Annotated in this window: 12 protein-coding genes; 1 reads left to right on the top strand and 11 read right to left on the bottom strand. The window is 69.8% G+C overall.

What is annotated here, in order from left to right:
• Positions 1-66 precede the first annotated feature (66 nt).
• From ACFPMG_RS01790 to ACFPMG_RS01740, 11 genes are all read right to left on the bottom strand, one after another.
• Positions 67-951 carry a helix-turn-helix domain-containing protein gene (locus ACFPMG_RS01790; protein WP_376993536.1) on the bottom strand — a complete coding sequence of 295 codons (885 nt, stop codon included), beginning with the start codon at positions 949-951 and terminating at the stop codon, positions 67-69.
• Positions 952-1,141: 190 nt separating this feature from the next.
• Positions 1,142-1,951, bottom strand: a complete 810-nt coding sequence (locus ACFPMG_RS01785) for an NAD-dependent epimerase/dehydratase family protein (RefSeq protein ID WP_376993535.1) — start codon at positions 1,949-1,951, stop codon at positions 1,142-1,144.
• A 4-nt stretch (positions 1,952-1,955) separates the two neighbouring features.
• On the bottom strand, positions 1,956-2,405 hold the full coding sequence (locus tag ACFPMG_RS01780) for a MarR family winged helix-turn-helix transcriptional regulator (protein WP_376993534.1): 450 nt from the start codon (positions 2,403-2,405) through the stop codon (positions 1,956-1,958).
• Between the two features lie 90 nt (positions 2,406-2,495).
• Entirely contained in the window at positions 2,496-2,951 is a 456-nt protein-coding gene (locus tag ACFPMG_RS01775; RefSeq protein WP_376993533.1) for a hemerythrin domain-containing protein, read from the bottom strand.
• A 189-nt stretch (positions 2,952-3,140) separates the two neighbouring features.
• Complete coding sequence (locus tag ACFPMG_RS01770; RefSeq protein WP_137118617.1) at positions 3,141-6,326, bottom strand: efflux RND transporter permease subunit; 3,186 nt, start codon at positions 6,324-6,326, stop codon at positions 3,141-3,143.
• Positions 6,327-6,419: 93 nt separating this feature from the next.
• Positions 6,420-7,601 (bottom strand): efflux RND transporter periplasmic adaptor subunit, encoded by a 1,182-nt coding sequence (locus tag ACFPMG_RS01765; protein WP_376993532.1) that lies wholly within the window; start codon positions 7,599-7,601, stop codon positions 6,420-6,422.
• Positions 7,602-7,622: 21 nt separating this feature from the next.
• On the bottom strand, positions 7,623-8,474 hold the full coding sequence (locus tag ACFPMG_RS01760; protein WP_376993531.1) for an alpha/beta hydrolase: 852 nt from the start codon (positions 8,472-8,474) through the stop codon (positions 7,623-7,625).
• A 136-nt stretch (positions 8,475-8,610) separates the two neighbouring features.
• Positions 8,611-9,609 carry a LysR family transcriptional regulator gene (locus ACFPMG_RS01755; protein WP_376993530.1) on the bottom strand — a complete coding sequence of 333 codons (999 nt, stop codon included), beginning with the start codon at positions 9,607-9,609 and terminating at the stop codon, positions 8,611-8,613.
• Between the two features lie 368 nt (positions 9,610-9,977).
• Positions 9,978-11,264, bottom strand: coding sequence for an MFS transporter (locus ACFPMG_RS01750; protein WP_376993529.1), 1,287 nt, complete (start codon positions 11,262-11,264; stop codon positions 9,978-9,980).
• 28 nt (positions 11,265-11,292) lie between these two features.
• Positions 11,293-12,510 (bottom strand): acetyl-CoA C-acyltransferase, encoded by a 1,218-nt coding sequence (locus ACFPMG_RS01745; protein WP_376993528.1) that lies wholly within the window; start codon positions 12,508-12,510, stop codon positions 11,293-11,295.
• A gap of 28 nt (positions 12,511-12,538) precedes the next feature.
• Complete coding sequence (locus tag ACFPMG_RS01740; RefSeq protein ID WP_376993527.1) at positions 12,539-13,294, bottom strand: SDR family oxidoreductase; 756 nt, start codon at positions 13,292-13,294, stop codon at positions 12,539-12,541.
• Between the two features lie 126 nt (positions 13,295-13,420).
• Between ACFPMG_RS01740 and ACFPMG_RS01735 the strand changes: the two genes are divergently transcribed.
• Positions 13,421-14,029: a TetR/AcrR family transcriptional regulator gene (locus ACFPMG_RS01735; protein ID WP_376993526.1), complete on the top strand. Its 609-nt coding sequence runs from the start codon at positions 13,421-13,423 to the stop codon at positions 14,027-14,029.
• Positions 14,030-14,042: the final 13 nt, after the last annotated feature.

Below are 14,042 nucleotides of genomic sequence, written 5' to 3'. Positions count from 1 at the left end.
TCTTTGGACGGGTTGGACGATCTTCCGGCATTCGTCGATGCCGGGGTGCGTCGGGCAGCGCCCGGCTCAGCCGGTGTGGTTGCGCAGCCACGCGGCAGGCGTGGTGCCGACGATCTGGCGGAAGACGCGCGTCAGGTGCGCCTGATCGGAGAAGCCCGCCATCACCGCGGCGGTGGCCAGCGTCATGTCCGAGCCGGTCAGCAGACTCTTGGCCCGTTCCACGCGGACCCGCATCTGCCATTTGTGGGGCGGCAGTCCGGTCGAGGCCTTGAAGGCGGTGCAGAAGTGGGTGGTGGACAGGCCGGTCAGCTCGGCCAGTTCCTGCAGGCGGATGGGACGGGCGCAATGCGCCTCGATGTAGTCGGTGACGCGCCTCAACTGACGCGGCGGCAGTTGCCCCCGCTTGCGTTCGGCAACGGGTTCCGCCTGCGCGAGGCCGACGAACAGCGCGGCCATCAGGCTCTCGCCGTAGAGGTCGTGCAGGTTCGCCGACGTCCGGCATTCCGCCGCGATCAGGCGGGCCAGCGCGAACAGTCGGTCGTCGGCGAAATTCAGCCGTGGCCGCTCCATGCCCCGGACGTCCAGCCCGTCCACGAAGCGGCTTCCCAGAACGGACATGTCGAAATGGAGGTCGAGATGGGTGAGCCGACGGACGTTGACCGTGCGCGACCATACCCGCAGGCCGGCGGGCACATAGCTCAGCGGTTCGCGCCGGCTGAGCCGGCCGGCCTCGCCGCGGCCGGGCGAGGCCGTGACGTGCAAGCCGCCTTCCCCCACCTGATCGAGGACGATCACCAGCCGCGGGGCCTCCGACACATACTCCCCCTGGCCGTTCCGGTCGCAGGCGACGTTCCAGAGGTCGGCGATCATCCCGTTCCAGGCGCGCCACTGAAGGTCACCCAGGATGGTGATCCCTTCCGTGCTGCTTTGCATTCTGGGATGGAACGGCATGGATCGGCCTCCCAGCCACCGGATTGAACAGACCCCCGGAATCCTCCCCCGAGCCGCCAGACCTATAGGGCAAAAGTCAATTGCGAACAAGTCGCATTCTTACTTGTACCCCCTGGCCAGCCCACGGCGAGGGTGCGCAAGCACGCGACGGGTCATGACAGGACTGTTTCGGCTGCCCCTGATTACCCGGTCACATCAACCCTTCTTGCAGGGCTTGGTGGACGGTCCTCACGGTCGGGCGAAAGCCGAGACGGCGCGCGAAGGACGTGTCGACGTGCAGATGCCAGGGATGCGGGAGGGGCTCGGAACGCGACGCCAGTCTCGTTTCCAGCACGCCCGCAAGCTCGTGGATGGACATCGCCGCGTCGTCCGCAACATTGACGACGCGCCGATCGAACACCCCGTCCAAAGCCAAATTCATCGCCGTGGCGATGTCGCGGTGATGGATTGTGCTCATCCGCTGCGCGGGATGCCAGTCGCCGACGTATCTCGGCAGCGATTCGAGATGCCCGTCGCCGTCGCCGTACACGAACGGGAAGCGGACGATGGACCAGGTCAGGCCGCTTTCGCGCAGGGCGTTTTCCGCCGCCACCTTGCTCGCGGGATAGGCCTGTTTCGGATCGACCGGGTCGTCCTCCCGCCCGGGATGCGGGTTGCCGATGTTGTAGACATGGCTGGTGCTCGACAGGATGAAGCGCGCCTCCGGGGCTTCCGCTTTCGCTGCGGCGATCAGGTTGCGGGTTCCGTCGAGGTTGCTCCGCCAGATCAGGTCCGAATCCTGGGTGCGGAAGACGGCCGCCAGATGCACGATCGCCGAGACGCCCCGGACGGCGTCCGGCAGCGTCGACGGGTCGAGAATGTCGCCGGTCACGGCGGTTGCTCCGGCGGCGCAGGGTTTTCCGGCCCGCAGCAGCAGCCGGCAGGACCGTCCCGCTTCGATCAACCGCGGAACGAGCCGCTCACCCACGAGCCCCGTCGCTCCGGTGATCAGGATCGTCATCGGTTCATTCCTTTCGCAAAAGATATTGCAGGCGTTCGGTCGCCGTTTGCAGGACACGGATCGTCGTGGCCAAGTCGGCCTCGTCGATGCCGCCGAACGCGGCGTCGTGAATGAACGAAAGATCGGGGAGTTCACGCCACAGGGCTTCACCCGCGGCGGTCAGCGTCAGAAGACGCTGGCGCTGATCGTCGCCGCTCGATGTCTGGCACACCAGCCCCTTGCGGACGAGCGTGGCGACGATTCCGCTCAAGGTCGCCCGTTCGAGTTCGAGCGCCCGCCCGAGATCGCGCTGAACGGTCGGGCCGACCTGCGCCAGATGCCAGAGCACATACCATTGCGTCGATCCCAGATCGTACGGCCGCAGGGTCGCGTCCATGAGCGCGCGGCCCGCGAAGTAGCAGCGTTTCGTCCACGCTCCCACGGTCGGATGCCCGGCGTCGTTCCGCTGATCCATGACGCAGAAGCTCCCCTCAATTCGTTCGCTACCTAGCGATATTTGCAAGGTAGCGAACGAATTGTCAAGAGGGAGGCGCGGGCACCGCCTTCAGCGGTCGGCCGTCTTGTCGGCGAGGGCGGCGCGGTCGATGACGTCGTACAGTTCCAGGTCCTCGCGGGCGATGCGGTGCTTGAGGGCGGTCACCACCTCGCGCGTCTCGCGGACGAAGGTCTCCGGGTCCTTGGACACCGCCAACGGGCCGGGCCAGCTCGCCCGGTAGCGGTCGAAGCGCGCCCGCAGACTGCCCATTTCGGCCTGGAAGCGCGCCGCCGTGGCGCGGAGCGCCGGGGTCGGGTGGGCCAGCAGACGCGGGTAGAGCGCGCTGTCCTCCAGCGACAGGTGGACGGTGAACACGCCGAACAGGTCGCGGACCGCCGCGGCGAGAGCGGCGGCGTTCGCCACCGGGGACGGTGCCGCCAGCAGGGAGTCGATCCGGTCGACGAGCTGCCCGACGGTGGCGTGGTGATGGCGGTACAGGGTGGTGCTGATGGCTGCACTGGACATGACGGGGTCTCCAACCGGGGCCGCCAGCGAATGGGCGGTGCGTGACGGTGAGAGTGCCGGCGGAAGCGTCGCCGTTCGTTGTGCCAGAGCAAGCAGGGGGAGGGTCGGCGGAGAAACGACGCGGCGGGGAGCGGGGCGCTCGGCCCCGGCTCCCCGCCACGGTTAAGGCGAAGGCTCCTTCAGGAACGCTCAGTCGTCCCCATGCCCATGGGCGAGCGCCGGACCGGTCGGCACCGCCGCCGGCTTGCCGGCCCCGACCATCGTGCGCAGCAGGACGTAGAAGACCGGCGTCAGCATCAGGCCGAACAGGGTGACGCCGATCATCCCGGCGAACACCGCCACGCCCATCGCGTGGCGCATCTCGGCGCCGGCGCCGGTCGAGGTGACCAGCGGCACCACGCCCATGATGAAGGCGATGGAGGTCATCAGGATGGGCCGCAGCCGCAGCCGGCTGGCTTCGATGGCGGCCTGCACCACGCTGCGCCCCTGATGCTCCAGCTCGCGGGCGAACTCGACGATCAGGATGGCGTTCTTCGCCGACAGGCCGACCAGAACCATGAAGCCGATCTGCGTGAAGATGTTGTTGTCGCCCCCCGTCAGCCACACCCCGGCCAGCGCCGACATCAGGCTCATTGGGACGATCAGCAGGATGGCCAGCGGCAGGGTCAGGCTCTCGTACTGGGCGGCCAGCACCAGGAAGACGAGCAGGATGCTGATGGGAAAGATCCACAGCGCCGCGTTGCCGGCCAGGATCTCCTGATAGGTCAGGTCGGTCCATTCGAACCGCACGCCGCGCGGCAGGGTTTCCTGGGCGATGCGCTCCGCCGCCGCCTGCGCCTGGCCCGACGAATAGCCGGGGGCCGGGCCGCCGTTGATGTCGGCGGCGGTGTAGCCGTTGTAGCGCACGACCATCTCCGGCCCGTAGCTCTGCTTGACCGTGACCAGCGAGGAGAGCGGCACCATGTCGCCCTGGGCGTTGCGCGTCTTCAGCAGGCCGATGTCGGCGGATTCGGCGCGGAAGGGCGCGTCGGCCTGGACCCGGACCTGGTAGACGCGGCCGAAGCTGTTGAAGTCGTTCACGTAGAGCGAGCCCAGATAGATCTGCATGGTGTCGAACACCTCGCCGATCGGCACCCCCTGCTGCTTGGCCTTCACCCGGTCGAGATCGACGTCGAGCTGCGGCACGTTGATCTGGTAGCTGGAGAAGGCCGGTCCCAGCTCCGGCGTTTCCATGGCCTTCTTCAGGAAGGAGCCGACCGCCGCGTTCAGCGCCTCGTAGCCCAGCGCGCCGCGGTCCTCGATCTGCATCTTGAAGCCGCCCAGCGTGCCAAGGCCCATCACCGGCGGCGGCGGGAAGATGGCGACGAAGGCTTCCTTCAGGCCGGCGTAGCGCTTCTGCAAATCACCGGCGATGGCGGCGGCCGACAGCGACGGGTCCTTGCGCTCGGCGAAGGGCTTCAGCGTGACGAAGACGATGCCGGCGCTGGAGCTGTTGGTGAAGCCGTTGACCGACAGGCCGGGGAAGGCGACGGCGCTCTGCACGCCGGGGCGGGCCAGCGCGATGTCGGTCATCTCGCGGATCACCGCCTCCGTCCGGTCGAGCGAGGCGCCGTTGGGAAGCTGGGCGAAGCTGATGAGGTATTCCTTGTCCTGCGCCGGGACGAAGCCCATCGGCACGGTGCGGCCGAGCAGCACGGTGACGCCGAGCAGCCCGACATAGACCAGCATCATCAGCCCCTTGTGCCGCACCACCCCGCCGACGCCGCGGCCATAGCCGGTCGAGGCGCGGTGGAAGACGCGGTTGAACAGCCGGAAGAAGCCGCCGAAGACCTTGTTCATCGCGCGGGTCAGCCAATCCTGCGGCTGGTCGTGGCCGCGCAGCAGGACCGCCGCCAGGGCCGGCGACAGGGTCAGCGAGTTGAAGGCGGAGATGACGGTGGAGATCGCGATGGTCATCGCGAACTGCTTGTAGAACTCGCCGGTCAGGCCGCTCATGGCCGCCAGCGGGACGAAGACGGCGACCAGCGTCAGCGCGATGGCGATGATCGGGCCGCTGACCTCCTGCATGGCGCGGTAGGTGGCTTCCTTGGCCGACAACCCGTTCTCGATGTTGCGCTCGACGTTCTCCACGACGACGATGGCGTCGTCCACGACAATGCCGATGGCCAGCACCATGCCGAACAGCGACAGCGCGTTGATCGAGTAGCCGAGCGCCAGCATCAGCGAGAAGGTGCCGACGATGGACACCGGGACTGCGAGCAGCGGGATGATCGAGGCGCGCCACGTCTGGAGGAAGACGATGACCACCAGCACGACCAGGGCGATGGCTTCCAGCAGCGTGTGGATCACCGCGTCGATGCTGGAGCGGACGAACTGCGTCGGGTCGTAGACGATGCTGTAATCGACGCCGTCGGGCATGTCGGCCTTGAGGTCGGCCATGGTCGCCCGGATGGCGTCGGAAATGGCCAGCGCGTTGGCGCCCGGCGACTGGTTGATGCCCAGCGCCACCGCCGGCTTGTTGTCCAGCAGCGAGCGCAGGCCGTACTGCGCCGCCGCCAGCTCCACACGGGCGACGTCGCGCAGCAGGGTGACGCCGCCCTGCTCGCCGGTCTTCAGGATGATCGCGCCGAACTCCTCCGGCGTCGTCAGGCGCCCTTGCGCGTTGATCGAGAGCTGCAGGGGCGTGTCGGGCAGGGAGGGGGAGGCGCCGATGACGCCCGCCGCGACCTGGACGTTCTGCTCGCGGATCGCCGCCACCACGTCGGACGCGGTCAGGCCGCGCTGGGCGACCTTGTTGGGGTCGAGCCAGACGCGCATGGAATAGTCGCCGGCGCCCCACACCTGCACCTCGCCGACGCCGGAGATCCGGCTCAGCCGGTCCTTGACGTTCAGGATGGCGTAGTTGCGCAGGTAGGTCATGTCGTAGCGGTCGTTGGGCGACAGCAGATGCACGACCATGGTCAGGGTGGGCGAGCTTTTGACCGTCGTCACGCCCAGCCGCTGCACGTCGGACGGCAGGCGCGGCAGCGCCTGCGCCACCCGGTTCTGCACGAGCTGCTGCGCCTTGTCCGGATCGGTGCCCAGCCGGAAGGTCACGGTCAGCGCCATGTTGCCGTCGCTGTTGGCCTGCGACTGCATGTACAGCATGTTCTCGACGCCGTTGATCTGCTCCTCCAACGGGGAGGCGACCGTTTCGGCGATGACCTTGGGGTTGGCGCCCGGGAACTGGGCGCGCACGACGACCGACGGCGGAACGACCTCCGGGTATTCGGAGATGGGCAACTGGAACAGCGAGATCGCTCCCGCCAGGAACAGCGCCACCGACAGCACGCCCGCGAAGATCGGGCGGTCGATGAAGAATTTCGAGATGTTCATGATGGCCTTCCCAGCGGGCGGCATGGAGTTTGGATGCAAGGCCCCCTCCCTCTCCCGCAAAGCGGGGGAGGGTTGGGGAGGGGGGCGAGACTGTTACTGGTTCGCGGCGGTCTCGATGGCGTCCGCCGGCTTGCCCATCGCCACGGTCTTCGGGCTGATGCGGGCGCCGGGGCGGGCATGCTGGAGGCCGTTGACGACGATGCGCTCCCCGGCGGCGAGGCCGCTCTTGACCACCCGCAGCCCGTTCTGCGCAGCACCCAGGATGATCTCGCGGTACTGGACGGTGTCGTCGCCGCCGACCACCAGGACGAATTTCTTGTCCTGGTCGGTGTTGATGGCGCGATCCTCGACCATCAGCGCGTCGTGCGGGGTGCTGCCGCCGACCTTGACGCGGGCGTAGAGGCCGGGGACCAGCATGCCGTCCGGATTGTCGAACTTGGCGCGCACGCGGATGGTGCCCGACACGGAATCGAGCCGGTTGTCCACATGCTCCACCGTGCCACCGCGCGAATAGCCGTTCTCGTTGGCGAGGCCGAGCTGGACCGGCACGTCGGCGGCGTCCTTCACGCTGGCGATGTGGCGCAGGTAGGTCTGCTCGTCGACGTCGAAGGAGGCGTAGATCGGCGAGACCGAGACCAGCGTCGTCAGCGGGGCGGCGGAGGCGCCGGACGCCACGACGTTGCCCACCGTCGCCTCGGCGCGCGAGACGCGGCCGGAGATCGGGGCGGTCACCTGGGTGTGCTCCAGGTCGATGCGGGCGAGGTCGAGCGCGGCCTGCGCCGCCTTCAGGTTGGCGACCGCCTCGCGGGCGGCGTTCTCCTTCTCGTCCAGCGTCTGGCGCGAGACGGTGTTGTTCTGGACCAGCCGCTGGGCGCGGTCGAGGTCGGCGGTGGTGAAGCGCACCGCGGCCTGGGCGGCGGCGACCTGGGCCTCGGCCCGGGCGACCTCGGCGACGTGGGGGCGCGGGTCGATGGTGAAGAGGGGATCGCCCTTCTTCACCAGCGCGCCGTTGCGGAAATGCACGGCGGTGATGGCGCCGGACACCTGCGGGCGGACCTCCACCCGGTCGACCGCCTCCAGGCGGCCCGAGTAGGACTGCCAGTCGGTGATCTTGCGGGCGACGACCGGCGCCACGTCCACCTCGGGCGGCGGCGGGGCGGCGGCGGACGCCGCGGGGGCGTCGGCGTGGCCCTGGGTGGCGACGACACCGGCGACACCGGCGGTCGCGGCGCCGACGGCGAGAAGGAGGGCGAGCTTCGAAGGAGACAACGACATGGGATCACTCTCCTGGAGGAGTCAGACAGGGACGCCCCGGCCGTCCGCGGGGGACAGGCGGCGGCGGAAAAAGTCGGCGACCGCCAGCAGCGCCGGGCGGTGGCCGGGCAGGGCGGCGTGCGAAATGGCGGGGAAGCGGGTGACCTCGGTGGGCACGCCGGCTCCGATCAGGTTGGCGGCGTACTGCTCCGCCTCGATGCGCAGGACGTCCTTCTGCGCGGTGACGATCAGCGTCGGCGGCAGCCCGGCCAGCCGGCGGGAATCCAGCGGTGCGGCGTAGGGGTGCACACGCTGCGCCGCGTCCGGCAGATAGGCGCGGTAGCAGCGGGCGTAGGCGGTGGCCGGAACGTCGCACTGCATGGCCTGAGCGTCGCCGGCGCGGGTCAGGCTGGGGTCCAGCATCGGGCCGAGCAGGGCCTGCGCGCGGATGTCCACGTCGCCCTGGTCGCGGGCCAGGAAGGTCAGCGAGGCGGCGACATGGCCGCCGGCGTCGTGCCCGGCGACGCCCAGCCCGCCCTTGGCGATGTTGAGGTCGCGGGCTTCGGCCAAGGTCCACAGGGCGGCTTGGTGGGCGTCGTGGGCGGCGGTGGGGAAGCAGTGGGCCGGGGCCAGCGAGTAGCCGACCGAGACGACCAGCGCCGGCACGCTCTCCGCGATGGCGGCGGCGGCGGTCTCCGCTTCCTCCAGCGAACCGGAGGTGAAGCCGCCGCCATGCAGGTACAGCAGGGCCGGAACGGTCAGCCCGATCAGCGGGCGGTAGAGCCGCAGCCGGATGTCCTGGGCGTGCCCGGCGATGGTCCGGTCATCGACCGAAAGCCGGTACGGCTCTGTCCCGGTACTGCGTGTGTTCGACGGTTCCGAAGAGCGGCCCATGATCCGACGGTGCCCCAGCACCCCTCCCGCATTGCAACAGGAGGGAGTGTGGACGTCAGGCGGGTCGGAATAAATACGCGGTCAACGGCAACACAATTCGGATCGGATGAACAATCCGATCCACAGGAGGCCCGGCTCACACGACACAGAGACGGGTACCCTCCGGCTCCGCGGTGGCGGGAGCCGGCTTGGGCTTCTCCCGGTCCGGACACTCGTAACCGTCGATCTCCTCGCCCTGCATCAGCGGGCAGCCCTCGAACAGCTCGGCGACCCAGTCGACGAAGGCGCGGACCTTGGGCGACAGGTGGCGGTTGTGCGGGTAGAGCGCGGAGATCGGCATCAGGGCCGGACGCCACTCCTTGAGGATCTCCACCAGGGCGCCGCTGCGCAGGTGGGGCAGCGCCATGAAGCGGGCGGTCTGTCCGATGCCCAGCCCCTCCAGCGCGCAGGTGACGTAGGCGTCGGCGTCGTTGACCGAGACGGGGCCGTTCAGCTTCACCTCGTGGATGACGCCGTCGCGCTCGAAGCTCATCTCGTGCATCTTGCCAGTGCGCGTGAAGTAGTTGACGGCGCTATGGCCTTCCAACTCCTCGATGGTCTTGGGCGTGCCGTGGCGGGCAAGGTAAGCCGGGCTGGCGACGGTCACCGGGCGGAAGGCGCCGACCCGGCGGGCGATCAGGCTGGAATCCACCAGATCGCCGACGCGCAGCACGCAGTCCACCCCCTCCTGGATCAGGTCGATGGGGCGGTCGCTCATCCCGATCATGATCTCGATGTCGGGGTAGCGGGCGTGGAACTCGTGGATGGTCGGGATGATGATGAGCCGCCCGACCGAGCCCGGCATGTCCACCCGCAGCCGCCCGCGCGGCGTCTTGCGGGCGCTGGTGAAGGAGGTCTCGATCTCCTCCAGGTCGGAGAGGATGCGGGTGGCGCCCTCCAGATAGGCGGCGCCGTCGAGCGTCAGGCTCAGCTTGCGGGTCGTCCGCTGGAGCAGGCGCACGCCGAGCGCCGCCTCCAGATTCTGGATGGTCGTCGTCACCGAGGCGCGCGGCAACCCCAGCGTGTCGGCCGCCTTGGTGAAGCTGTTGACCTCGACGACGCGGACGAAGACGCGCATCGCGTGCAGTTTGTCCATGGTTGGTCCATCGACGCAGTGGGGGCGGCCCGCACATATACGGAGCGGGCCGGGTTGCGCCTATCTAAGCACAGCCCGGCGCGAAGTCGATGGGGCTTTGGTGGGGCGGGACGATGGGCGCGTTCGACGTGAAATCCCTCTCCCGCCTCTCGCGCCCGCGCATGCGGGCGCTGACGGCGTCAGGCGGCCTTTGGCCGCCGAGAGCCCGGGAGAGGGTGCCCGCGAAGCGGGCGGGTGAGGGTCGTGCGAGGATCAACGAACCCATCCTCGGCGGCACCCTCACCCTTCCCGCGCTTTGCGCGGGCCCCTTCCCTCTCCCGGGGCGGGAGAGGGACTTCAGGACAGCCGCTTTGGATGATGGGGCGCCCTCAGGTGGCCGGCACCGGCTTGGCGGCCGGGGCGCGGCCCAGCGTCGGGACCAGCAGCGCGGCCCCCAGGCAGAGAAGCCCGGCGATGAAGAAGGCCGGCAGGTAGCTGTCCAGCGTGCTGCGGGCGTAGCCGGCCCCGAAGGCGGCGCAGGCGGCACCGATCTGGTGCCCGGCGAAGACCCAGCCGAAGACGAGGTTGGCGCGCTCCCGTCCGAAGCGTTCCGCCGTCAGCCGGACGGTCGGCGGCACGGTGGCGATCCAGTCCAGCCCGTAGAACACCGCGAACAGCGACAGGCCGTAAAGGGTGAAATCGGAATAGGGCAGGAACAGCAGCGACAGCCCGCGCAGCCCGTAATACCAGAACAGGAGCCAGCGGTTGTCGTAGCGGTCCGACAGCCAGCCCGAGGCGACCGTGCCGACGAAGTCGAAGACGCCCATCAGCGCCAGCAAGCCGGCGGCCCGCACCTCCGGCACGCCGAAATCGACGCAGAGCGGGATCAGATGGGTCTGGATCAGACCGTTGGTGCTCGCCCCGCAGACGAAGAAGGTGGCGAACAGCACCCAGAAGACCCGCGTCTTCGACGCGTCGCGCAGGGCGCCCAAGGCGGCGGCCACCACCGATCCGGCGGGCGGCGGCGGGGCGGTCGCCGCGCCCTCCTCCCCATAGGCGGCCAGCCCGAGGTCGGACGGACGGTCGCGCATCAGGGCGAGCACGGCCAGCGCCGCCACCCACAGCAGCCCGCACAGCAGCGCCAGCGCGACGCGCCAACCCATCTGCTCGGTCAGCATCGACAGCAGCGGCATGAAGACGAGCTGCCCGGTGGCCGAACTGGCGGTCAGCAGGCCGACGACCAGCCCGCGCCGCCGGCTGAACCAGCGCGTCGCCACGGTGGCGCCCAGCACCATGGCGGTCAGGCCGGTGCCGAAGCCGACGACGAATCCCCACAGCAGGATCAACTGCCAGACCTCGCGCATGGCGAGCGACAGCAGAAGCCCGCCGCTGACCAGCGTCAGCGAGGACAGCACCATCCGCTTGACGCCGTAGCGGTTGATCAGCGCGGCGGCGAACGGCCCCATCAGGCCGAACAGCAGCAGGCGGATGGCCAGGGCGATGGAGATGTCGGCGGTGGACCAGCCGAACTCGCGTTGCAGGGGCAGCAGGAGGACGCCGGGGGCTCCGACCGCGCCGGCCGACACCAGCATGGTCAGGAAGGTGACGCCGACAACGGCCCAGCCGTAATGGACGTTGCGCCGCGCCAGCGCGGCGGCGACGGGGGAGGACAGCATGGATGCGGTTCCGGTCTGGCGGAAAGGGTCAGGCGGGCCGTTCGACCGCGATGGCCGTGGCCTCGCCGCCGCCGATGCACAGGGAGGCGACACCGCGGCGCTGCCCCCGCGCGGCCAGCGCGTGGAGAAGCGTCACGATCAGCCGCGCGCCGGTGGCGCCGATCGGGTGGCCGAGCGCGCAGGCCCCGCCGTTGACGTTCAGCGCGTCGCGGGGGATGCTTAGGTCGCGTTGCGCGGCCATGGCGACGACCGCGAAGGCCTCGTTGATCTCGAACAGGTCGACGTCGCCGACACTCCAGCCGACGCGGTCGAGCAGCTTGCGGATCGCCGGAATTGGCGCCGTGGTGAACCAGGCCGGGTCCTGGCTGTGGGTGGCGTGGCCGAGGATGGTCGCCAGAACGGGCAGCCCCTCGCGTTCCGCCAGCGAGCGGCGGGTGAGCAGCAGCGCCGCCGCCCCGTCGGCGTTGGCCGAGGAGCTGGCCGCGGTGATCGTGCCGTCGCGGCGGAAGGCCGGCTTCAGGCCGGGGATTTTCTCCGGCGCGACCTTCAGCGGATTCTCGTCGTCGGCGACGGTCCGCTCTCCGCCTTTCACGGCCAGGGTGACGGGCGCGATCTCGGCGGCGAAGGCGCCGCTCGCGATGGCGGCGCGGGCGCGGGTCAGCGTCTCGACGGCGTAGGCGTCCTGCTCCGCGCGGGTGAAGCCGTAGAGGTCGGCGGTCGCCTCGCCGAAGTCGCCCATCGGGCGCCCGCCCTCATAGGCGTCCTCCAGCCCGTCGAGCATCAGGTGGTCGAGGATGCGGTCGTGCCCGATGCGGTAGCCGCCGCGCGCCTTGGCCAGCAGATAGGGCGCGTTGGACATCGACTCCATGCCGCCGGCGACCACGAGGTCGGCGGAGCCGGCGCGGATCAGGTCGTGGGCGAGCATCGTCGCCTTCATGCCGGAGCCGCAGACCTTGTTGACGGTGGTGGCGCCGGTGGCGTCGGGCAGACCGGCGCCGCGCGCCGCCTGTCGGGCCGGCGCCTGCCCTTGGCCGGCGGGCAGCACGCAGCCGAGCAGAACCTCGTCCACCCGCTCCGGCGCCAGGCCCGCTCGGCTTAATCCGGCGCGGCTCAGCGCGGCGCGGACGGCGTGGGCGCCCAGCGCGTGGGCGGGCAGGGCCGACAGCTCCCCCTGGAAACGGCCGAGCGGCGTGCGCGCGGCGGACACGATGACGACGGGATCGGTGGCGGGATTGGTGGTGTCCATGATCGCGAACTCCTGGATGGGGTGGGGATCACTGCACCGTCAGGCCGCCGTCGACGTTGATCGACTGGCCGGTGATGAAGGATGCGGCGTCGGAGCACAGCCAGACCACGGTGTCGGCGACCTCGCGCGGCTGGCCGACGCGACCGACCGGGTGCAGCGGGCCGAGCGCCGCGTTGACCGCCTCTTCCCCGCCGAAGGAGCCGGCGCTCATCGGCGTCTGGATGATCGCCGGGCAGACGGCGTTGATGCGCACGCCGGACTTGGCGACCTCGATGGCGACGCTGCGGGTCATGCCCTCGACCGCCGCCTTGCTCGCGGAATAGACGCTGTTGCCGGCCAGACCGATCTGGCCCAGCACGGAGCCGGTGGACACGATGGCGCCCTTGCCCTGGCGCAGCATGATCGGCAGCTCGTGCTTCAGGCACAGCCAGACGCCCTTGATGTTGACGGCGACCATGCGGTCGAAGTCGGCCTCCGTCGTGTCGGCCACCGACCGGCCGAAATGGATGCCGGCGTTGTTGAAGGCGTAGTCGAGCCGGCCGTGGTCCCGCTCGATCCGGGCGAACAGGGCGGCGACCTCCCCGGCGTCGGCGACGTCGGCCTGGACGAAGACGGCGCGCCCGCCGGCCTGCCGGACGAGGTCCACCGTCTCCAGCCCCTCCGTCTCGCGCCGCCCGGTGACGATGGCCGTGGCGCCCGCCTTGGCGAAGGCCAGCGCGGTCGCCCGCCCGATGCCCGAGGTGCCGCCGGTGACCAGGGCCACGCCGCCGCTCATATCCGTCATTGTCCTCTCCATGCTCGCTGGGTTATGATGATGATCATCATGAATGGACTTATTCATGACGTCCATCATGAATATCGCCGTGACTCCCCACGATGGAGGCGTGGCAGCCATGCACAGGGTGACGACGTGAAGGTTTCCAAGGAAAAGGCGGCGGAGAACCGGGCCGCCATCGTCAAGGCGGCGGGACGCCTGTTCCGCGAGCGCGGATTCGACAAGGTCGGGGTGGCGGAGATCACCAAGGCCGCCGGGCTGACCCATGGCGGTTTCTACGGCCATTTCGCCTCGAAGGACGCGCTGGCCGCCGAGGCGTGCGAGGCCGCCTTCGCGGAGAGTCTCGACCGGCTGCCCGCCGACGAGGAGTCGCCGGAGGGGGCGCTCGACGCCTTCCTGACGCGCTATCTGAGCGAACGGCACCGCGACCGGCCGGACGCCGGCTGTCCGATGGCCGCCTTCGCCGGGGAGGTGGCGCGGCAGGACCCGGCGGTGCAGGAGCGCTTCGGGACCGGAGTCGAGCGCTTCTTCGAGGCGGTGGAAGAGCGCTTGCCGGAGCGGGGCGGGGAGGGAGACGCCGGCCGCCGTGACCGCGCCATCGCCATTGTGTCGGCCCTGATTGGCGGCATGGCGCTGGCCCGCGCCACCGCGCAAGCCGATCCCGACCTGTCGGCGGAAATCCTGGCGGCGTTGCGCGGTCAGCTCGGCATCCTGGGAAACGGCGTGGGAGACGGCGGGGCGTGAGCGCGCTTGCCGA

This window comes from Azospirillum himalayense, assembly GCF_042657465.1.
Classification (GTDB): domain Bacteria; phylum Pseudomonadota; class Alphaproteobacteria; order Azospirillales; family Azospirillaceae; genus Azospirillum; species Azospirillum himalayense.
The sequence above is the reverse complement of the archived record's forward strand: the minus strand, read 5'-3'. Positions and strand labels throughout refer to the sequence as shown.